Origin of the sequence: Proteus faecis, from assembly GCF_030286765.1 — a bacterium.
GTDB classification, from domain to species: Bacteria; Pseudomonadota; Gammaproteobacteria; order Enterobacterales; family Enterobacteriaceae; genus Proteus; species Proteus faecis.
This window is the reverse complement of the sequence record NZ_JASVWV010000006.1, coordinates 149,906-170,803: the sequence shown is the minus strand read 5'-3', so window position 1 is coordinate 170,803 and position 20,898 is coordinate 149,906. Positions and strand designations below refer to the sequence as shown.

Genomic DNA, 20,898 nt, shown 5'->3' with positions numbered 1-20,898 from the left:
TTTGATCTCTATATATGTTGAATCTGTGCGATAAGACACAGCAGTTTTCATTATTCTTTGCCAAAATAGGTTTATCGTTTTAGCTCAAATTTTCTCTTTTTTTAGTTTTTGAGTACAGGATCTTTTTTATGAGTGATATTGCATTAACAATGGTGATGTTGTCATTAGCAGGCGCTCTAGGTCTTTGGATTGGCAATATCAAAATTTATCGGGTCAGCCTAGGGATAGGTGGTGTTCTTTTTGGTGGAATTATTATTGGCCACTTTGCTCAGCGCTATAATTTCTTACTTAATGCACAAACCCTTCACTTTATTCAAGAATTTGGGCTTATCCTTTTCGTTTATACTATTGGTATCCAAGTCGGTCCTGGTTTTTTCTCCTCATTACGTGTTTCGGGCTTAAAATTAAACGCCTTTGCTATCTTAATTATTCTTCTCGGCTCAATCATAACCGCGTCTATTTATCGTCTATTTGATGTTCCTTTACCTATTATTTTGGGTATTTTTTCTGGTGCGGTTACCAATACCCCTTCTTTAGGGGCAGGACAGCAAATACTGACTGACCTGAATATCGACCCAGCATCAGTGGGACAAATGGGAATGGGCTATGCCATGGCTTACCCTATGGGGATCTGTGGCATTCTGCTAGTCATGTGGCTTATTCGTGTGTTCTTTAAAATCAACATTGATGAAGAAGCAAAAGCCTTTAGCAACCAACAAAACAACACTAAAGATGCACTACATACCATTAATATTGCGATTAAAAACCCCAATCTAGATGGCTTATTAATGCAAGATATTCCTCTGCTCAATGAAGATGCCATTGTCTGCTCTCGCTTAAAGCGCGGAGATAATATTATGGTACCTATGCCATCAACAATTATTCAGTTGGGAGATTTACTGCATATTGTAGGTTCAAAAGAAGATCTGAACAAAGTACGCCTAGTTCTTGGTGAAGAGGTCGATGCTTCACTTTCAACATCAACAAATTTATTGCAATCAGTACGGGTCGTTGTAACGAATGATTCTGTTCTCAGTAAGCGTTTAAAAGATCTGGATCTTAAAAGAAAATACGATGTTGTCGTGACTCGACTGAACCGCACAGGTATCGAACTTATTCCAAGCAATAATAGTATGTTGCAGTTCGGGGATATTCTGAATGTCGTTGGACGCCCTGAGTCTATTGAAGCCATTACAGCTCTGTTAGGTAACGCTCGTCAGAAATTAGAACAAGTTCAAATGCTTCCTGTTTTTATTGGTATCGGTTTAGGGGTTTTACTTGGCTCTATTCCTATTTTTATTCCTGGTATCCCTGTGGCACTTAAACTGGGATTAGCGGGTGGTCCCCTTGTTGTTGCCTTAATTTTAGGTCGTATTGGTACATTTGGTAAACTCTATTGGTTTATGCCTCCAAGTGCGAACTTGGCATTACGAGAGCTCGGTATTGTCATGTTTCTTGCGGTGGTAGGGTTAAACTCTGGTGGTGAATTTGTCGAAACATTAATTTATGGTCAAGGCTTGAGTTGGATTGGCTACGGCATTTTGATTACGTTATTACCGTTATTGATTGTTGGCGTGATCGCCAGAGTCTTCTTTAAGCTTAATTATTTAAGCCTCTGCGGAATGTTAGCAGGTTCAATGACAGATCCGCCGGCATTGGCCTTCGCAAATTCAATTCATAGCTCAAGTGGAGCTGCCGCGCTTTCCTATGCGACAGTGTATCCTTTAGCTATGTTTTTACGCATTATAACACCACAATTAATGGCACTTATTATATGGACTTTGTAGAGAAAATAATAAATATATTAAATAGTTGAACCAAACTTGTTATCAAAATCTACATTTAGCTTAGCAGAGTGATAATTAAGGCAATGAATGGCTCCTATTTAAGCCATAGATTTTATAAATGTCTGTTTTAATAGTTCTCGTGCTAAGAAATTTAGATTGAGACGGATTACTAAATTTTTAGTAATCAATTTCTTTCCGTCAAACTTATGCTCAAAAGTCCTCGTTATTGTCTTTGCCCCTTCTTCTCGCTGAAGGGGCATTTTTATTAGATATTCACTGGCTGATAGATGTTCTCGATTTCTTCAGCCAGAATTTTTATTCCTTTCTCAATCAACTCAGGCTCAGGTACATAATTCATTCTCATACATTGATGAGCATGCTCCCATGAATCTTCTAACCCCGGAAAGAAGTAATGTCCCGGCACCATTAATACACCACGTTTTTTCAAACGGCGGTAAAGGTCTTCACAAGACACTGGTAAATCTTTAAACCAAAGCCATAAAAAGATCGCACCTTCAGGCTTATGAATAAGGCAACGCTCTTCAGGTAAATAACGACGAATAATATTAATAGTTTCAAGTACTCGTTGATGATAAAAAGGCCCAATCACATCTTGAGATAACCGCATTAAATCATCGCGTTTTAGCATTTCTAATGCCATTGCAGGCCCAATTCCACCGGGTGCGAGGCTAATAATGCCGTTGACATTTGTAATCGCTGAAATCAGCTCTTCATTAGCGATAATAATGCCACAACGAGCACCCGGTAAGCCTAACTTAGACAGACTCATACAGAGAATAGTGTTGTTATTCCAACAAGGTGTTGCTTGAGTGAAAATAATGCCTGGGAAAGGGACGCCATAAGCATTATCTATAATCAGAGGAATATTATGCCGTTTAGCCAAAGCCTCTAGCTTCTCAACTTCATCATCTGTAATAACATTACCCGTTGGGTTTGTTGGTCTTGAAACACAAATAGCCGCAATGTCATCACTGATTTCAAGATGAGCAAAATCAACATGATATTTAAATTGTCCATTCGGTAACATTTCTATTGTTGGCTTATTCGCAACAAATAGATCTTCTTCTAATCCAGAATCAGTATAACCGATGTATTCAGGGGCAATTGGGAAAAGAATTTTCCGTTTTTTCCCATCTTTGGTTGTGCCACCTAATAAATTAAACAGATAGAAAAAAGCACTTTGGCTACCATTAGTTAATGCAATATTTTTCGCCGAGATATTCCAGCCTAGTTTCTCTTTTAAGCATGCTGCCAACGCTTGTAACATGGCATCCTTACCTTGTGGGCCATCATAGTTACAAACCGCATCACTTAATGAGCCATTTTCTGTCATCTCTTTAAGTAATTGGCGAAAATAGTTATCCATTTCAGGAATATGAGCAGGATTTCCGCCCCCAAGCATTACAGCGCCGGGAGTGCGTATCCCTTCATTTAAGTCTTGCATCAAGCGAGCAATGCCTGAATGCTGAGCAAATTTTTGCCCAAATTGCGATAGTTGAGTCATCTTTGCAGGTATCTTCTATGTTGCTTTCTCGTTAAGAAATACCATACCGCGAGCTTTAATTTGCATCAATAGTTATAATTGAAATGATAAAACAGTAATACTAATATGATTTTACATATTGAAACGCAAAACTAAAAATATTCAAGATTAAAGATAACTCAACTCATGTTTTACTTTTTATTGGTGTTCTCATTCTCGCCTTGGCGACAAAAACAAGAGAGAATATGGTCATTTACCATACCAACGGCTTGCATAAAAGCGTAACAAGTTGTTGTGCCAACAAATTTAAAACCTTTTTTCTTTAACGTTTTTGCCATTTTATCTGAGACTTCAGTCGATGCAGGTACTTGGGATATATCGTTCCACTGATTAATAATGGGTTTATTATCAACAAATTGCCAAATAAACTGACTAAAATCTTCACCTTGCTCTTCCATTGCCATGAAAATACGTGCGTTATTAATAATGGCTTTAATTTTTCCTTGATGACGAATAATTGCCGGATCTTGCAGTAAAGCTTCAACATCCTTATCTGTCATTTTGGCTATTTTTTCAGGTGAAAAATCAAAAAAGCAGCGACGAAAACCGTCTCTTTTCTTTAGCACGGTATACCAAGATAGACCAGCTTGTTGACCTTCAAGGCAGATCATTTCAAAAAGCTTATATTTATCTCGTTCAGGTTTACCCCATTCTTCATCATGATATGCCAAATATTCAGGATCACTGGTCACCCAATCACAACGCTGCTTATTCATTTTTTCATTCCTTGTTACCAATAACTTTAATAGCATCATTTATATACTGTATAAATATACATGTAAATAGACAAAAAAAATTCAATCCAATTCTTTGAGCATAGTCATAAACTCAATTAAGGGATTATTTTTTTGATCGAGGGAAAATTGCCCGCATTCCTTGCTGTATATCTTTCGTCTAGAAGGTATACTGAAACCTTTCTTTTTATTCTATGTATCGCCATGCGGATATAACATGCAAAAGTTTGATACCAAAACCTTTCAAGGTCTTATCCTGACACTGCAGGATTACTGGGCTCGCCAGGGCTGCACCATTGTCCAACCATTAGATATGGAAGTGGGCGCAGGCACATCACATCCAATGACTTGTTTACGAGCATTAGGTCCAGAGCCTATCGCTGCGGCTTATGTACAACCTTCACGTCGTCCAACAGACGGACGTTACGGTGAAAACCCTAACCGCTTACAGCACTATTACCAATTCCAAGTTATCATTAAACCATCGCCTGATAATATTCAGGAGCTTTATCTTGGCTCATTAAGAGAGTTAGGTTTAGACCCTACAGTCCACGATATTCGTTTTGTGGAAGATAACTGGGAAAACCCAACTCTAGGTGCTTGGGGCTTAGGCTGGGAAGTTTGGCTCAACGGCATGGAAGTGACGCAGTTTACCTATTTCCAACAAGTAGGTGGATTAGAGTGCAAACCAGTTACAGGTGAAATCACTTACGGCTTAGAACGTCTTGCCATGTATATTCAAGGTGTTGATAGCGTTTATGACTTAGTTTGGTGTGATGGCCCATTAGGCAAAACCACCTATGGCGATATCTATCATCAAAACGAAGTTGAACAATCAACTTATAACTTTGAATACGCAGATGTAGACTTCTTATTCTCTTGCTTTGAGCAATATGAAAAAGAAGCTCGTGAGTTGTTAGAGTTAGAAAAACCTCTGCCTTTACCTGCCTATGAACGTATTTTAAAAGCAGGACACACCTTTAACTTATTGGATGCACGTAAAGCTATCTCTGTGACAGAGCGTCAGCGTTATATTTTACGTATCCGTACTTTAACCAAAGCGGTTGCTGAAGCATATTATGCTTCTCGTGAAGCGCTTGGTTTCCCTATGTGTAAAAAGTAAGAGGCTATCATGACAACTGAGACTTTCCTCGTGGAAATCGGCACAGAAGAATTACCGCCGAAAGCGCTTCGTTCTTTAGCCGAATCTTTTGCTGCTAATTTTACTACTGAGCTGGATAACGCAAATATCACCCATGGTGATGTATCTTGGTTTGCAGCTCCTCGCCGTTTAGCCCTTAAAGTGGCGAATATGGCAAAATCACAAGCAGATAGAACTATTGAAAAACGTGGTCCTGCGATTGCTCAAGCATTTGACGCTGATGGCAAACCAACAAAAGCAGCTGAAGGCTGGGCAAGAGGTAATGGTATTACTGTTGACCAAGCAGAGCGCTTATCAACCGATAAAGGTGAATGGTTATTTTATCGTGCAGAAGTAAAAGGTGAAGCGGTTAATCAATTACTGATTGGCATGGTAAATAGTGCATTATCAAAATTACCTATTCCAAAATTAATGCGCTGGGGCGATAAAGAAACTCACTTTGTACGCCCTGTTCATACTGTCACTTTATTATTAGGTGATACTGTTATTGATGGTGAAATTTTAGGTATCCAAAGCGATCGCGTTATTCGTGGTCACCGCTTTATGGGTGAAGCTGAATTCACTATCGATAATGCGGATCAGTATCCTGAAATTCTTTATGAGCGCGGAAAAGTGATTGCTGATTACGAAACGCGTAAATCAATTATTCTTCATGATGCTCGTCTTGCAGCTGAAAAACTTGGCGGTATTGCAGATTTAAGTGATAGCTTAGTTGAAGAAGTCACTTCACTGGTTGAATGGCCGGTTGTGTTAACAGCAAAATTTGAGGAAAAATTCCTTGAAGTGCCTGCTGAAGCACTGGTTTATACCATGAAAGGTGACCAAAAATACTTCCCTGTTTATGACAAGCAGGGCAATTTATTACCTAATTTTATTTTCGTCACTAATATTGAATCTTCTGATCCACAACAGATCATTAACGGTAACGAAAAAGTAGTACGCCCTCGTTTAGCGGATGCTGAGTTCTTCTTTAAAACTGACCGTAAACAACGTTTAGAAGATAACTTACCACGCCTTGAAACCGTATTATTCCAAAAAGATTTAGGTACACTGCGAGACAAAACAGACCGTATTCAAGCATTAGCCGGCTTTATTGCGGGCAAAATGGGTGCGGATGTTAATAAAGCAACCCGTGCAGGCTTACTGTCAAAATGTGACTTAATGACCAATATGGTGTTTGAATTCACAGATACCCAAGGTGTTATGGGTATGCATTATGCTCGTCATGATGGTGAAGCCGAAGAAGTCGCCGTTGCATTGAAAGAACAATATCAGCCTCGTTTTGCGGGTGATGAATTACCGTCTAATCCTGTCGCTAGTGCGCTCGCTATTGCAGAAAAGATGGATACACTTGCGGGTATTTTCGGTATTGGTCAACATCCTAAAGGGGATAAAGACCCATTTGCTCTACGTCGTGCATCATTGGGTGTTTTACGTATTATCGTTGAGCAAGATTTACCGTTAGATATTGCAGATCTGACACAAGAAGCGGTTCGCCTTTACGGTGACAAACTGACGAATAAAAATGTCGTCAGTGATGTGGTTGAATTTATGTTAGGCCGTTTCCGTTCTTGGTATCAAGAACTAGGCTACAGTATTGATACTATTCAAGCAGTATTAGCACGTCGTCCAACACAACCTGCTGACTTCAATGCGCGCGTTAAAGCAGTCACTTATTTCCGTACATTAGAAGAAGCCTCTGCATTAGCAGAAGCCAATAAACGTGTTTCTAATATCTTAGCCAAATCAGCTGATGTAAAACTAAATGACACGGTTTTAGCTTCTGTCTTAAAAGCGCCAGAAGAAGTTCAGTTAGCGGCTAATCTTTCTGTTTTACAAGATAAATTAGCCCCATTATTTGCAGAGCGTAAATACCAAGAAGCTTTAGTTGAACTGGCTTCATTACGTGATGTAGTCAATAACTTCTTTGATAAAGTCATGGTGATGGATAAAGACGATGCAGTTCGTATCAACCGTTTAACCATGTTAAGTCAATTACGCGAACTGTTCTTAAAAGTCGCAGATATTTCTGTTTTACAATAAGTTGTAAAGCTCAGAAAGCGTAAACCGGCATTGTGAAAGCAATGCCGGTTTTTTTATCAAATATCATTATTTTTACTTGAGTTATCTTTGAGAGGATGATGAACAAGCTCCATAATTCTTATCGATTCTCTATCAATGATATTCACAATAATATGTAATAAATCATCAATATCTTTTGCATGAAAAGATTCAATTTCAGTTTCTATTTCAATAGGAAACCCATTTATTTTACTAAAACTATAACCAAATAGTATAAATCCAGACTCATCACTTACATTTACTTTATCGATATAAATAAGCCTTTCACTATTAATAAATTTAGGACAGTAATGATGATTATCTTTAAATAAGATTTTAATTTTATTATTAGTGATCATTTCTAGTTTTTCTATAACTATGCTTATTTTATTTTCTATTTGTTTTTTTATATCAATGATAGATGATGCCCTATCCAATGAAGCCTTTATCTTTTCAAAAAAATTATTTTCATCGTTCATGTGAAATCCTACAAAATATTGGATAATGATCAAACTTTTTAAAGAAAACATCATCAAGGCAGTGATTGTCATCATTTAGTATCCGATAAAAATCAATCTGCTCGAGATCTAACTTAAAGCAGTCTTCTCTCCCATATAAAAATGATGAAGAGAAGATCATTTGATCAAAAACATACCATCGACTCATTGAAGCTGAATTATAATAATACGTACCTAAATTATTTGTTTTCTTATCAGACAAAAGATACCAAAATGGATTAAATAATAACTCTCTTTTCTTTTTTATTATGTGGTAATCTCTCGTTGCATATAATGTATTAATCATCGAATCAGAATAAGGTTCTGTATTATAATCTCCCATACAAATAATTTGAGCATCTTTCCCTTGATTTTCAAATAGCTTATCAATACTATTCCTCAACTCTTGGGCTGCTATACGTCTGATTTTATCATCAGCACTGAGTACTGATGGCCAGTGAGATAAAAAGAATGTGATTATTTTTTGATTTTCAATCTCTTTAAATACAACACTTACACCTACTCTTATTGTTCTATTATCAGGTTGAAGCTTAGTTAAAAATTTACTTGAGATAAACTCTAACTTACTCATCTTATACATTAAAGATATATCAATAAATATACGTCCTATTCTTCCTGATAAATCAATATATTCCATATTTAATTCACAGGCTAATTGTTTAAAATCTAGGTTTTCTTTTTTAGAAATCTCACAAAGTGCAACTATATCCAGTGCTCTTTTTTTTATCATTTTGCCAAGGTATTGTTTTGCTAACCCAATATCTTCTATATTTATTTTCTTATTTGATCTTATTGGTGGCGATAATCCCATATTCCACCAGCATAAATTCAATTCCATTTTTATATATCATTCCATTAATAATAAATTACTTTTAAATATTACTAGTTATTATCTCACTAAAGTTTATTAACTTAGCACAATAAATAAAAATAGAAAAAACAATAAAATAAATCAAAACAAATAAATATTTTAATTCATATTTAAATTATTAGTTTTTTATTAAATATGAAGGTATCTTATTATTTAAGATACCTTTTCAATATATTGTAAATTTTTACAACCCTGTCTCTACTGTAAATATCTGACGATAACCATCAACATCACGCATAAAGGCAATATATTGGTCATCAGGAGAGAATACGACAGCATCACTACTTGGTGCTTGTGCTGTTTTTTCTGTTAGTCGAGTTAACTCACCCGTTTTCACATTACATAACATCACACTATTATCACAAATAAAGGTGAGATATTGTCCGTTACTGCTCCACGTAAACGCTGACTGAATATCCCAATCCTGCGCGGTGACTTGCTTTATTTCTTTCGTGGTGGGCGAAACGGTATATAACTGCACAATACCATGATCATCTTTCATTAAAAAAGCAATCGCATCGCCTTGTGGCGAGCTTCTTAACCAGTGACGAGGCTGATTTAAAACACCTGCATATTTTCTATTCGTGGTATTCGTTAGGCGAATTTGATGGATGCCTTTAGCCACTGCTGGCATTGTTGTTTCAGTTCCTGCCAGTGGTTTATCACCTTCAATACTGAAAGCCTGATTATCATCCGGTAAATCCACTAAAAAAATTTCAGAAACTTTATCACCCGTTTCACTCACGGTATCGCCAATAAATGCAATAGCCCAACGTTGTTGTGAACCATCCGCCTTAATATAACCCTGAGTACCAATCCAACACTCTTCATAAGCTTTATTAATTTCATCGCTCCCCTTTTGTGGATGAGCGACGGTTTGGCTTATTACAGTGCAAAAATATTCACCGTCATATTCACGTGGGTGTTTTTTAGCAACGTTAACCGCTTTCAGTGGCACAGCAACAGCGACATTACGTTGATCATATTCGCCACCAAGTTCATGCATAATATGATCATTGTAAGTAAAACTTAAACGTGTGCCGTCAGGACTAAATACATGAACATGCGTACCACCACGTAATGCACCAGCTTGATAAGGTGATGTCAGTGAACAAGCATCAATATTAAATGCACGGTTGTTTTCTGACTCATCAACAATCACACCTCGTCGATGATGAAAGTCATAATGCCATTCATTATCTGGATTTTCTGGTCCATGAATAAAAGCGTAACGCACAGGCTCTGTTGGGCTTACTGTCACAACACCTGCATGCGCTCCTTGTGTCGCGGTGTAAATGATCTGTTGCTGTTTTGTTTTCGCATGAATTTTTTCTATGGTTAGACCTGTAAAAGATCCTCCATTGGGACGTACATCATAGACTAACCACTGGCTATCTGGCGTCCAAACATTTATATTAGTTAGCTGATGATGACGGCTATCAAACGTAATCTGGTGTTCCTGAAAAGACATATTTATCCTTATCGGGAAATAAATTTCCACATTATAAAAACTAATTAATTTTACCTGGCACTAAAAAAATTCAGTCGAGACTTTTTCGCAAGGTAATTATTCTACCCTCACTAAATAGTCAAAAAATTAGAAAATCATGTTACTTAGTGTTCTCTATATTATTGGTATTACTGCAGAAGCCATGACCGGTGCACTTGCTGCTGGTCGTCGTAAAATGGATGTTTTTGGCGTTATTATTATCGCCTCTGCAACTGCCATTGGTGGTGGCTCTGTCAGGGACATTCTACTCGGCCATTACCCGCTGGGCTGGGTAAAACACCCTGAATATATCGTCACTGTTGCATGTGCTGCTGTTATCACCATGTGGGTTGCTCCGATGATGAAACACTTACAGCGACTCTTTCTTATCTTAGATGCCATTGGTCTAATGGTTTTCTCTATTATCGGTGCACAAATCGCACTCGATATGGAGTATGGCCCAATTATTGCTGCTATTGCCGCAGTGATTACAGGTGCCTTTGGTGGTGTATTAAGAGATATGCTTTGTAATACCATTCCTCTCGTATTCCAAAAAGAAATTTATGCCGGTATCGCTTTTGGTGCTGCGTGGCTTTATATGGGATTACTGTTTTACACACCGTTACCAAGAGACGTCATTATCATCATTACCCTAATTGCTGGGTTAACAGCTCGACTTCTCGCTATTCGTTATAAATTGGGCTTACCTGTCTTTAATTACGAGAATCAAGATTAACGAATCGCTATTTTAACGACAGCGGTTCTTTTTGATTCTGTGGGGTATCTCAAAATATAATCTCTTTTCACTATTGTGATAAAAGGTAATTCCTATCACTGAGCCTTTAATTGTATGTTAATATTGACATAGTTTAATTTTTCTCTTGTTTCTATATTAAGAAAATAGAATGTAATAAGAAAAAAATGGCCCTGTATTAAACATGGGCGCTGTATGTCATTCATTGTATGTGTATACTATATGGGGGATTTGCTCCCTAAACATGTATTTATACTTAATTCTCCAGTCAAATTCAGAAAGTCATCATGATCCAAGGAACACTTTATATTGTTTCCGCTCCAAGCGGTGCGGGTAAATCAAGTCTTATTCAAGCGCTGTTAAAAACACAGCCTTTATATGACACGCAGGTTTCTGTCTCTCATACAACCCGCCCAATGCGACCGGGAGAGAACCATGGTGAACATTACTTCTTTGTTACTGAAGAAGAATTTAAAAGTATGATAGAGAGTGGGGATTTCCTCGAACATGCTTGTGTTTTTGGTAACTATTACGGAACATCCGGCAAAGTTATCAAAGAAATTTTAGCCAGTGGTGTCGATGTCTTTTTAGATATCGACTGGCAAGGCGCACAGCAAGTGCGTAAAGCGATGCCAGAAGCTCGCAGTATTTTTATTTTGCCACCGTCAAAAGAAGAGCTTTATCGCCGACTTCGTGGACGAGGGCAAGATAGCGAAGAAGTGATTACAAAACGTATGTCACAAGCTGTATCGGAAATGGAACATTTTAATGAGTATGATTATTTGCTGATTAATGATGATTTCAATACCGCGCTTGCTGATTTACAATCAATTATTCGTTCTGAAAAATTACGCCTTGATCGTCAAACGCTACGACATGGTGATTTAATCAGCAAATTATTGGCAGACTGAGTTAACTTTCAGTATTATGCCCAGTCATTTCGTTAATGGTGGAGTAACACAAATATGGCACGCGTAACCGTTCAAGACGCTGTAGAGAAAATTGGTAACCGTTTTGACCTCGTTCTGGTCGCAGCACGTCGTGCGCGTCAGTTACAAGTTGGCGCTAAAGACCCTTTAGTTCCAGAAGAAAATGATAAAATGACTGTTATCGCGCTACGTGAAATTGAAGAAGGACTGATTAACGGTAAAATTCTTGATGCTCGTGAACGTCAAGAGCAGCAAGAGCAAGAAGCAGCAGAATTACAAGCTGTTTCAGCGATTGCGGAAGGTCGTCGTTAATCGTTTTATAAAATAGGGGTAGGTCTGCCTTGTACCTGTTTGAAAGCCTGAATCAAATCGTTCAAAAATACTTGCCATCGGAGCAAGTTGAACAACTTAAAAAAGCCTTTATCGTCGCCCGAAATGCCCACGAGGGACAAACTCGTTCAAGTGGTGAGCCTTATATTACTCACCCTGTTGCGGTTGCGTGTATTCTTGCAGATATGCGATTAGACCACCAAACGCTAATGGCGGCGCTGTTGCATGATGTTATCGAAGATACACCTGCAACCTTCCAAGATATCGAAAACCTGTTTGGTAGTACGGTGGCCGATCTTGTTGAAGGCGTGTCTAAACTTGATAAATTGAAGTTTAGAGACAAAAAAGAGGCTCAGGCTGAAAACTTCCGTAAGATGATTATGGCGATGGTAAAAGATATCCGCGTCATTTTGATCAAGCTGGCAGACCGAACTCACAATATGCGCACTCTGGGATCATTACGCCCAGATAAACGTCGCCGTATTGCTCGTGAAACACTCGAAATTTACAGCCCTCTTGCACATCGTTTAGGTATACACCATATCAAAACAGAGCTTGAAGAGCTGGGTTTCGAGGCGCTACATCCTAATCGCTACCGTGTAATCAAAGAAGTCGTTAAAGCTGCTCGAGGCAATCGTAAAGAGATGATTAATAAAATCCTCTCTGAAATTGAAGGTCGCCTGACAGAAGCGCATATCGAATGCAAAGTTAATGGTCGCGAAAAACACCTTTACTCTATCTATCGGAAAATGTTGTTAAAAGAGCAACGTTTTCACTCGATCATGGATATTTACGCCTTTCGCGTTATCGTGAAAGAAGTCGATACCTGTTATCGCGTTTTAGGTCAAATGCACAGTCTTTATAAGCCACGGCCTGGTCGAGTTAAAGACTATATTGCAATCCCAAAAGCCAATGGCTACCAATCTCTTCATACTTCACTAATTGGTCCTCATGGAGTACCCGTTGAAGTGCAAATTCGTACAGAAGATATGGATCAAATGGCCGAAATGGGGGTTGCTGCACATTGGGCTTATAAAGAGCAAGGTGAACAACCAGGCACAACGGCACAAGTTCGAGCTCAACGCTGGATGCAAAGTTTACTTGAATTGCAACAAAGTGCGGGTAGCTCATTTGAATTTATTGAGAACGTAAAATCCGATCTCTTTCCTGATGAAATTTACGTTTTCACCCCCGAAGGTCGCATTGTTGAATTACCTACAGGTGCTACTCCTGTCGATTTTGCTTATGCCGTACACACAGATATTGGCCATGCCTGTGTGGGAGCAAGGGTTGATAGACAACCTTACCCACTTTCACAATCACTACGCACTGGACAAACGGTTGAAATTATTACCGCGCCAGGCGCAAGACCAAATGCAGCTTGGCTAAACTTTGTCGTCAGTTCAAGAGCACGCTCTAAAATTCGACAACTGCTGAAAAACCTAAAACGTGAAGACTCTATTAATTTAGGTCGCCGTTTACTTAATCACGCATTAGGTGAGCACAAGCTTGCTGATATTTCAGCTGAAAATATTGAGCGCGAGTTGAAGCGTATGAAGCTTCATTCAATCGACGACTTAATGGCTGAAATTGGTTTAGGTAATACTATGAGTGTTGTTGTTGCGCGTAATTTATTAATTGATAGCCAAAATCAAGATGAAAACGCACAAACCGAAACAACCAATGATGCCCCCCCTAAACTCCCAATTAAAGGTGCTGATGGCGTATTGATCTCCTTCGCTAAATGTTGTCGCCCTATTCCGGGAGATCCTATCGTTGCACATATTAGCCCGGGCAAAGGTTTGGTTATTCACCATGAGTCTTGTCGTAATATTCGTGGTTACCAAAAAGAGCCTGAAAAATTCATGCCTGTCGAGTGGGACAAAGAGATCAACAGCGATTTCATTACTGAAATTAAAGTCGATATGATTAACCACCAAGGTGCTTTAGCAAACTTAACCGCAGCTATTAATGATGCAAATTCAAGTATTCAAAGTATGAATACAGAAGAGAAAGATGGTCGCGTGTATTGTGCTTTTATTCGCTTAACAGCAAAAGACCGAATTCAATTAGCCAATATCATGCGTAAACTTCGTATCATGCCAGATGTTCTGCGCGTTAGCCGTAATAAAAATTAGTCATGAATTCAATTCGATATGCCCGCATCTGCCAAATGATGGCGATGCGGCAGCCTGATCTTACCGTTTGTCTTGAAGAAGTACATAAATCCCATAATGTTGCTGCCGTTATAAGAACGGCTGATGCTGTAGGGATCCCTAAAATTCATGCTATTTGGCCTGAAGAAAAAATGCGGATGTTAGTCTCCCCAGCAGCAGGAAGTAACAGTTGGGTCAATGTAGAAACGCATCCTACTATTACAGACGCAATTAGCGCCTTTCGTGCCCAAGGTATGCAAGTTCTTGCGACTCATCTCTCAGATAAAGCGGTTGATTTCCGTGAGATTGATTACACTCGCCCAACTTGTATTATTATGGGACAAGAAAAAACAGGTATCTCACAAGATGCTATCGCGCTTGCAGATCAAGATATCATTGTGCCGATGATGGGAATGGTACAATCCCTAAATGTTTCTGTCGCCAGTGCACTAATTTTATATGAAGCACAACGCCAACGTCAGGCTGCGGGTATGTATAATCGAACAGAGAGCGCCTTAACAGAAGAAGAACAACAAATTCTTCTTTTTGAAGGCGGATACCCAGTATTGGCAGAAGTTTCTCGTCGAAAAGGACTGCCTCGCCCATATATCAATGATAGCGGTGAGATTGAAGCACCTGAGTCATGGTGGGCAGAAATGCAAATGACGCAAAAACAACTTAGGAAATTAAAAAAGACGGAGTATTGATCCCATGAAAGGAAAACTGCTTGATGCAATCCCCTTAACCACTCTTCACGGCGTAGGTGCAAGTCAGGCAGACAAGCTGGCAAAAATAGGGCTTGTGACTATTGAGGATTTATTACTCCACCTTCCTTTGCGTTATGAAGATCAAACGCATCTTTATGCTATCAGCGATCTCCTTCCCGGTATTCCTGCCACAGTTTCTGGCGAAATATTAAGAACAGAAGTTAGTTTTGGTCGGCGCAAAATGATGACCTGCCAAATTTCTGACGGCTCTGGAATTTTAACACTTCGCTTTTTTAACTTTACAGCAGCAATGAAAAACAACCTTGCTCAAGGTAAACAAGTCACTGCATACGGCGAAGTTAAACGGGGAAGTCGCGGACCAGAAATTATTCACCCTGAATACAAAATCAAAGTTGCAGGCTCTGAAATTAAACAGCAAGAAACGCTCACCCCCATCTATTCAACAACGGAAGGCTTACGCCAAACATCACTACGTAAATTAATAGAGCAAGCGTTAGAATTACTTGATACCTGTGCAATTAACGAATTATTACCCGATCAATTTATTCACGGTTTGCCCCCACTAGCCACCGCGCTACGTACACTACATAATCCTCCTCCTGATATCGCTTTTGCAGAGCTTGAAAAAGGACAGCACCCCGCACAAAAAAGGCTAATTATTGAAGAGTTACTGGCTCATAATTTAGGTATGCTCAATGCAAGAGCTGGCGCACAATCTTATCGAGCAGAGCCATTGTTTATGCCAAATACGTCAACATTACGTCAGCAATTTCTTGCATCGCTCCCTTTTACCCCTACGAATGCACAGCAACGTGTCGTCAATGAGATAGAAACAGATTTAGAAAAAGACTATCCGATGATGCGATTGATCCAAGGAGATGTTGGTTCAGGTAAGACTTTAGTTGCCGCACTTAGTGCATTGCGTGCGATTGCTAATGGCAAGCAAGTAGCTTTAATGGCCCCAACAGAATTGTTGGCAGAGCAACATGCATTAACCTTTAAAAAATGGTTTGAGCCTTTTGGTATCCAAGTAGGTTGGCTAGCTGGAAAACAGAAAGGAAAAGCACGCGAAACACAGCAAAATGCCATTGCGAATGGTGAAGTATCGATCATTATTGGAACGCACGCTATTTTCCAAGAACAAGTTAAATTCCACTCTCTAGCCTTAGTGATTATTGATGAACAACACCGATTTGGTGTACATCAACGCCTCGCATTATGGAAAAAAGGTGAAGAGCAAGGCTTTCATCCTCATCAATTAGTGATGACAGCAACGCCTATTCCTCGAACATTAGCGATGACGGCCTACGCTGATATGGACACCTCTATCATCGACGAATTACCACCGGGACGCACACCTGTTACCACTGTCGCTATCCCTGATACTCGCCGTAATGACATTATTGAACGCATTAGATTAGCTTGCACAGAAGAAAAGCGACAAGCCTATTGGGTATGTACCTTAATTGAAGATTCTGATGTTCTTGAAGCGCAAGCCGCCCAAGTTATCTATGATGAGCTGACAATTGCGCTCCCTGAAATTAAAGTGGGATTGGTACATGGGCGAATGAAACCCGCAGAGAAACAGGCCGTAATGGCCGCTTTTAAAGAAAATGAACTCCAACTTTTAGTTGCAACAACAGTGATTGAAGTCGGCGTTGACGTCCCTAATGCAAGTTTAATGATCATTGATAATCCAGAACGACTGGGGCTAGCACAGTTACATCAACTACGTGGACGTGTTGGCCGAGGCGCTATCGCCTCGCATTGTGTCTTGTTATATAAAACCCCCCTCACTCAAACAGCACGTTTGCGATTGCAGGTATTAAGAGATAGCAATGATGGTTTTGTGATTGCACAAAAAGATCTCGAAATCCGTGGCCCTGGTGAGCTTTTAGGCACTAAGCAAACGGGTAATGCACAATTTAAAGTCGCTGATTTATTACGTGACCAAGGACTTATTCCTGAAGTTCAGCGTATCGCTCGTTACCTACATCAGCACTATCCTAAGCATTCTCAAGCCTTAATCGAACGCTGGCTACCAGCCAAAACACAATACAGCCAAGCTTAAGGTTACTCTATTGTATGGCTTAGCGTGCGTTTAAACACGCCTGTGAGTGATTTTGAAATATCTGTAAGTTAACACCACATAGAAAAACACCTCAATATCGATATTCAACATTGAGGTGTCCTTTGACGTTTTGACGCTATTTTAATTTATAGCAACTAAACTACCCTGCAACGATAGGCGTGAAAAACGGTAGCATCAGATACAGTTTAATCACTATTGCATTCACAATATCAATGAAGAATGCGCCGACCATAGGTACAACTAAGAATGCAAGATGAGACGGTCCAAAACGGTCTGTTACCGCTTGCATATTCGCAATCGCCGTTGGTGTAGCACCTAAACCAAAACCACAATGACCCGCTGCTAAAATCGCCGCATCGTAGTTTTTACCCATGACCCGGAAAGTGACAAAAATTGCATAAAGTGCCATTACACCAGCTTGAACACCAAGGATAACCAACATTGGTATCGCCAGTGAGGCCAGTTCCCATAATTTCAAGCTCATTAATGCCATCGCTAAGAATAACGATAAACTCACGTTACCTAAGACTGACACCGCTCTATCAAAAACACGGTAGAACCCAAGCATTGAAAGGCTATTACTTAAAATAACACCAATAAACAGAACACACACAAAGGTCGGTAGTGAGAATGCCGTACCTTCTAACAGCTGAGAAAGGAACGTACCTGCCATTAAACAGATAGAGATCATCGCAATCGTTTCTAATAAAACCATTGAAGTGATCATTCGGCCTGTTGTCGGCTTCTCAAACGCAGTTGGCATTTCATGGTCATCGGCGCCTAATCCCGGTGTTGGGATATTTTTGATTAAGTAGCGGGCAACTGGGCCACCAATTAATCCACCTAAAACTAAACCAAAGGTAGCACACGCCATCGCGACTTCAGATGCGCTCATAAAACCATAACTTTCAACGAACGTTTTACCCCAGGCTGCCCCTGTACCATGACCACCTGATAATGTAATAGAGCCCGCCAATAATCCCATCAGAGGATCAAGACCTAACATTTCCGCCAATGCAATACCGACTGTGTTTTGCACTAGCAATAACCCAACAACAACAAAGACGAAAATAAAAAGCGCTTTTCCCCCCGCTTTTAAGCTTGCGAGGTTCGCGTTTAAACCAATTGTTGCAAAGAAGGCTAGCATTAATGGATCTTTAAGTGAGAGGTCAAAACTGACTTCCCAGTCCATAAATGATTTAAATGCTAATAGCAGAACTGCAACAAGTAGCCCACCTGCAACGGGTTCTGGGATCGTATACCGTTCTAAAAAAGGAACAGATTTCACTAACTTACGTCCGATCAAGAGAACCAAAGTGGCCGCAACCAGCGTGCCATAAACATCAAGATGATACATTTATGTACCCCGTCTTATTTGTTAATTTTATATAAAAATACTACGACGCTAAGTTCATCCATAAACAACGCCAAAAGCAGGTATCCCCGATTAGAAAAAAAAACGGAGACAAACACAAGTTAAAACATATAAAAATGTGAGCGCCTCTTATGCATTTTGATAACATCATTTTTACGCAAACGATTGCTTTTGTGGCGCAGATCATTAAAATACGGTTTTTGCCGAATAAGAAATTCACACCATGGTTACTTCAGAAAATCAAAATTTGCCTAAAAATAGTGATGCTTCAATTAAAAAAAACAGCGAACTTCTTTTTGCTTTAGAAGAAAAGCCGCCATTACCACAAACACTTTTTGCAGCTTGCCAACACCTTTTAGCGATGTTTGTCGCAGTTATCACACCCGCTATCCTCATTTGCCAAGCATTAGGATTACCTGCACACGATACTCAACGCATTATCAGCATGTCTTTATTTGCATCAGGCATTGCCTCTCTTATTCAAATTCGGGCATGGGGACCGATAGGTTCAGGATTGTTATCAATCCAAGGAACAAGCTTTAACTTTGTTGCTCCACTGATTATGGGGGGATTAGCACTTAAAAATGGTGGCGCCGATATTCCAACAATGATGGCAGCCCTTTTTGGCACATTAATGGTCGCCTCATTAACCGAAATCATCCTTTCTCGTGTTCTTCACTTAGCAAGACGTATCATTACACCGTTAGTTTCAGGTGTCGTAGTGATGATAATCGGCCTCTCTTTAATTCAAGTTGGATTAACCTCTATTGGTGGTGGTTATGCGGCCATTGAGAATAACACCTTTGGTTCACCACAAAATCTGTTATTAGCAGGCTCTGTTCTTATTGTTATTATTTTACTTAATCGACAAAAAAATCCTTATTTACGTGTTGCGTCTTTGGTTATTGCCATGGCTGTGGGTTATGTTCTTGCTTGGGCGTTAGATATGTTGCCCACACCAGTAGAACATCAAGAAACGCCTTTTATGACTATACCTGAGCCGTTTTATTATGGACTGTCATTTAATTGGCATTTACTTATTCCTTTAATGCTGGTGTTTATGATCACATCACTAGAAACTATTGGAGATATCACGGCAACTTCAGATGTTTCAGAGCAACCCGTTAGTGGTCCTTTGTATATGAAACGGATTAAAGGGGGCGTATTGGCTAATGGAATTAACTCTATGGTTTCGGCATTTTTCAATACCTTCCCAAATTCTTGTTTTGGTCAAAATAATGGCGTTATTCAATTAACAGGCGTTGCAAGTCGCTATGTAGGTTATGTTGTTGCCGCAATGCTTATTATCTTAGGCTTATTTCCATTCGTTGCAGAATTTGTGCAAAGAATTCCTGAACCTGTATTGGGCGGAGCCACATTAGTCATGTTCGGTACCATAGCTGCGTCTGGTGTACGCATTGTTTCTAAAGAAGCGCTAAACCGCCGAGCTATCATGATCCTTGCGATTTCACTTGCGGTAGGACTAGGCGTTTCACAGCAACCTCAAATATTGCAGTTTGCACCTGATTGGCTAAAAACATTGCTTTCCTCAGGTATTGCTGCTGGTGGTTTAACAGCCATCATCTTAAACCTAGTTTTTCCACCAGAAAAATAATCATTAACTAGTAACAGAATAATAAAGCGCTATTTTCATGATCAAAAATAGCGCTTTATTTATTATATTTAAACCAATGATATTTTTATGAAAGCATTTTCCTGTGAGTTGCGGTAACTATTTAGCTCAATACTGAAAATCAAAGGAAAATAGAATGGCTACACCCTTGACCCCAATTAAAAACCCCGCACTCGAATACTTAAAAAGTCACTCATCTACTAAAGATTTCCATATACAAACTATTGGGCAATTTTTTACTTATCTCAAAGATTCCATTCTTTCATTGTTTAATAGTGATCATAAATTTACTCATTTAGGAAATAAGTCTATTTCTGAGTTCAACTTAGAACATATTAAAACAGACTTAGTGGCGTTTTTAAAAAATCCTTCCCTTAATAATCAGCAAAATAAAGATAAAGAAGGATTCCTAGTATATCAGTTTCAATACTTATCAACACAAGCGGGTATTCTCCCTAATTTTTACGATATTTATCACTCAGGTAGCATTGATCCTAATGAATTAATTTCTCAACTTATTAACTATGGTAATAAATTAAAAAAAGGAGAATTAAATGATAGAGAGCAAAGGCATAAAGGCATTATAGAAAAAATATTGAATCATATTAAAACCAATTTACAACAGAACAATATTCCATCCCACGCAGCATTGATAAAAAAGATATCCTCTATCACAAAAACATAAGCAGTTAAATAATCTTGTTTTATAGAGTGA

17 protein-coding genes are annotated in these 20,898 nt (G+C 39.1%); 11 read left to right on the top strand and 6 right to left on the bottom strand.

Annotated elements, in window-relative coordinates:
* Positions 1–128: 128 nt before the first annotated feature.
* Positions 129–1,787, top strand: coding sequence for a putative transporter (locus tag QSH13_RS10200; protein ID WP_261191296.1), 1,659 nt, complete (start codon positions 129–131; stop codon positions 1,785–1,787).
* A gap of 265 nt (positions 1,788–2,052) precedes the next feature.
* On the opposite strand, the gene QSH13_RS10195 is transcribed toward QSH13_RS10200, so the two are convergent.
* Positions 2,053–3,312 (bottom strand): valine--pyruvate transaminase, encoded by a 1,260-nt coding sequence (locus QSH13_RS10195; protein WP_286039082.1) that lies wholly within the window; start codon positions 3,310–3,312, stop codon positions 2,053–2,055.
* Positions 3,313–3,482: 170 nt separating this feature from the next.
* Positions 3,483–4,067 (bottom strand): DNA-3-methyladenine glycosylase I, encoded by a 585-nt coding sequence (locus QSH13_RS10190; RefSeq protein WP_109395890.1) that lies wholly within the window; start codon positions 4,065–4,067, stop codon positions 3,483–3,485.
* 235 nt (positions 4,068–4,302) lie between these two features.
* Here QSH13_RS10190 and glyQ point away from each other — a divergent pair, with 235 nt between their 5' ends.
* The gene (gene glyQ / locus QSH13_RS10185; RefSeq protein ID WP_109395891.1) at positions 4,303–5,208 is read left to right on the top strand and encodes a glycine--tRNA ligase subunit alpha; all 906 of its coding nucleotides are present in this window, start codon (positions 4,303–4,305) and stop codon (positions 5,206–5,208) included.
* Positions 5,209–5,217: 9 nt separating this feature from the next.
* Positions 5,218–7,290: a glycine--tRNA ligase subunit beta gene (gene glyS / locus QSH13_RS10180; protein WP_196543819.1), complete on the top strand. Its 2,073-nt coding sequence runs from the start codon at positions 5,218–5,220 to the stop codon at positions 7,288–7,290.
* A gap of 56 nt (positions 7,291–7,346) precedes the next feature.
* Here the strand turns inward: glyS and QSH13_RS10175 are convergent, their stop codons facing one another.
* The 3 genes from QSH13_RS10175 to QSH13_RS10165 form a co-directional block, all read right to left on the bottom strand.
* Entirely contained in the window at positions 7,347–7,787 is a 441-nt protein-coding gene (locus tag QSH13_RS10175; protein WP_109395893.1) for a hypothetical protein, read from the bottom strand.
* Complete coding sequence (locus QSH13_RS10170) at positions 7,777–8,664, bottom strand: endonuclease/exonuclease/phosphatase family protein (RefSeq protein WP_109406776.1); 888 nt, start codon at positions 8,662–8,664, stop codon at positions 7,777–7,779. The genes QSH13_RS10175 and QSH13_RS10170 overlap by 11 nt, the downstream gene beginning before the upstream one ends.
* A gap of 217 nt (positions 8,665–8,881) precedes the next feature.
* Positions 8,882–10,168: a YidR family protein gene (locus QSH13_RS10165; protein WP_286039083.1), complete on the bottom strand. Its 1,287-nt coding sequence runs from the start codon at positions 10,166–10,168 to the stop codon at positions 8,882–8,884.
* Positions 10,169–10,304: 136 nt separating this feature from the next.
* On the opposite strand from QSH13_RS10165, the gene QSH13_RS10160 reads away from it, so the two are divergent.
* From QSH13_RS10160 to recG, 6 genes are all read left to right on the top strand, one after another.
* Positions 10,305–10,922 carry a trimeric intracellular cation channel family protein gene (locus QSH13_RS10160; protein WP_006534609.1) on the top strand — a complete coding sequence of 206 codons (618 nt, stop codon included), beginning with the start codon at positions 10,305–10,307 and terminating at the stop codon, positions 10,920–10,922.
* 305 nt (positions 10,923–11,227) lie between these two features.
* Positions 11,228–11,851 (top strand): guanylate kinase, encoded by a 624-nt coding sequence (gmk, locus tag QSH13_RS10155; RefSeq protein ID WP_109395896.1) that lies wholly within the window; start codon positions 11,228–11,230, stop codon positions 11,849–11,851.
* 54 nt (positions 11,852–11,905) lie between these two features.
* Positions 11,906–12,181 (top strand): DNA-directed RNA polymerase subunit omega, encoded by a 276-nt coding sequence (gene rpoZ, locus QSH13_RS10150; protein WP_004246820.1) that lies wholly within the window; start codon positions 11,906–11,908, stop codon positions 12,179–12,181.
* Between the two features lie 29 nt (positions 12,182–12,210).
* Positions 12,211–14,337, top strand: coding sequence for a bifunctional GTP diphosphokinase/guanosine-3',5'-bis pyrophosphate 3'-pyrophosphohydrolase (gene spoT / locus QSH13_RS10145; RefSeq protein ID WP_109395897.1), 2,127 nt, complete (start codon positions 12,211–12,213; stop codon positions 14,335–14,337).
* Positions 14,338–14,339: 2 nt separating this feature from the next.
* The gene (trmH, locus tag QSH13_RS10140; protein ID WP_286039084.1) at positions 14,340–15,062 is read left to right on the top strand and encodes a tRNA (guanosine(18)-2'-O)-methyltransferase TrmH; all 723 of its coding nucleotides are present in this window, start codon (positions 14,340–14,342) and stop codon (positions 15,060–15,062) included.
* A 4-nt stretch (positions 15,063–15,066) separates the two neighbouring features.
* Positions 15,067–17,154, top strand: a complete 2,088-nt coding sequence (gene recG / locus QSH13_RS10135; RefSeq protein WP_286039085.1) for an ATP-dependent DNA helicase RecG — start codon at positions 15,067–15,069, stop codon at positions 17,152–17,154.
* A gap of 160 nt (positions 17,155–17,314) precedes the next feature.
* Here the strand turns inward: recG and gltS are convergent, their stop codons facing one another.
* Positions 17,315–18,532, bottom strand: a complete 1,218-nt coding sequence (gltS, locus tag QSH13_RS10130; RefSeq protein WP_109395900.1) for a sodium/glutamate symporter — start codon at positions 18,530–18,532, stop codon at positions 17,315–17,317.
* A gap of 241 nt (positions 18,533–18,773) precedes the next feature.
* Here gltS and QSH13_RS10125 point away from each other — a divergent pair, with 241 nt between their 5' ends.
* Together QSH13_RS10125 and QSH13_RS10120 are read left to right on the top strand one after the other, a co-directional pair.
* Positions 18,774–20,165 carry a uracil-xanthine permease family protein gene (locus QSH13_RS10125; RefSeq protein WP_286039086.1) on the top strand — a complete coding sequence of 464 codons (1,392 nt, stop codon included), beginning with the start codon at positions 18,774–18,776 and terminating at the stop codon, positions 20,163–20,165.
* Positions 20,166–20,319: 154 nt separating this feature from the next.
* On the top strand, positions 20,320–20,868 hold the full coding sequence (locus QSH13_RS10120) for a hypothetical protein (protein WP_109395902.1): 549 nt from the start codon (positions 20,320–20,322) through the stop codon (positions 20,866–20,868).
* Positions 20,869–20,898 lie beyond the last annotated feature (30 nt).

Excerpts from the sequence above, each read along its gene's own strand:
- gmk (WP_109395896.1), top strand. The coding sequence starts at position 11,228 with ATGATCCAAGGAACACTTTATATTGTTTCCGCTCCAAGCGGTGCGGGT.
- QSH13_RS10125 (WP_286039086.1), top strand. The coding sequence starts at position 18,774 with ATGGTTACTTCAGAAAATCAAAATTTGCCTAAAAATAGTGATGCTTCA.
- QSH13_RS10165 (WP_286039083.1), bottom strand. The coding sequence starts at position 10,168 with ATGTCTTTTCAGGAACACCAGATTACGTTTGATAGCCGTCATCATCAG.
- QSH13_RS10160 (WP_006534609.1), top strand. The coding sequence starts at position 10,305 with ATGTTACTTAGTGTTCTCTATATTATTGGTATTACTGCAGAAGCCATG.
- QSH13_RS10195 (WP_286039082.1), bottom strand. The coding sequence starts at position 3,312 with ATGACTCAACTATCGCAATTTGGGCAAAAATTTGCTCAGCATTCAGGC.
- rpoZ (WP_004246820.1), top strand. The coding sequence starts at position 11,906 with ATGGCACGCGTAACCGTTCAAGACGCTGTAGAGAAAATTGGTAACCGT.
- recG (WP_286039085.1), top strand. The coding sequence starts at position 15,067 with ATGAAAGGAAAACTGCTTGATGCAATCCCCTTAACCACTCTTCACGGC.
- glyS (WP_196543819.1), top strand. The coding sequence starts at position 5,218 with ATGACAACTGAGACTTTCCTCGTGGAAATCGGCACAGAAGAATTACCG.
- QSH13_RS10200 (WP_261191296.1), top strand. The coding sequence starts at position 129 with ATGAGTGATATTGCATTAACAATGGTGATGTTGTCATTAGCAGGCGCT.
- trmH (WP_286039084.1), top strand. The coding sequence starts at position 14,340 with ATGAATTCAATTCGATATGCCCGCATCTGCCAAATGATGGCGATGCGG.
- QSH13_RS10190 (WP_109395890.1), bottom strand. The coding sequence starts at position 4,067 with ATGAATAAGCAGCGTTGTGATTGGGTGACCAGTGATCCTGAATATTTG.
- glyQ (WP_109395891.1), top strand. The coding sequence starts at position 4,303 with ATGCAAAAGTTTGATACCAAAACCTTTCAAGGTCTTATCCTGACACTG.
- QSH13_RS10170 (WP_109406776.1), bottom strand. The coding sequence starts at position 8,664 with ATGGAATTGAATTTATGCTGGTGGAATATGGGATTATCGCCACCAATA.
- gltS (WP_109395900.1), bottom strand. The coding sequence starts at position 18,532 with ATGTATCATCTTGATGTTTATGGCACGCTGGTTGCGGCCACTTTGGTT.
- QSH13_RS10175 (WP_109395893.1), bottom strand. The coding sequence starts at position 7,787 with ATGAACGATGAAAATAATTTTTTTGAAAAGATAAAGGCTTCATTGGAT.
- QSH13_RS10120 (WP_109395902.1), top strand. The coding sequence starts at position 20,320 with ATGGCTACACCCTTGACCCCAATTAAAAACCCCGCACTCGAATACTTA.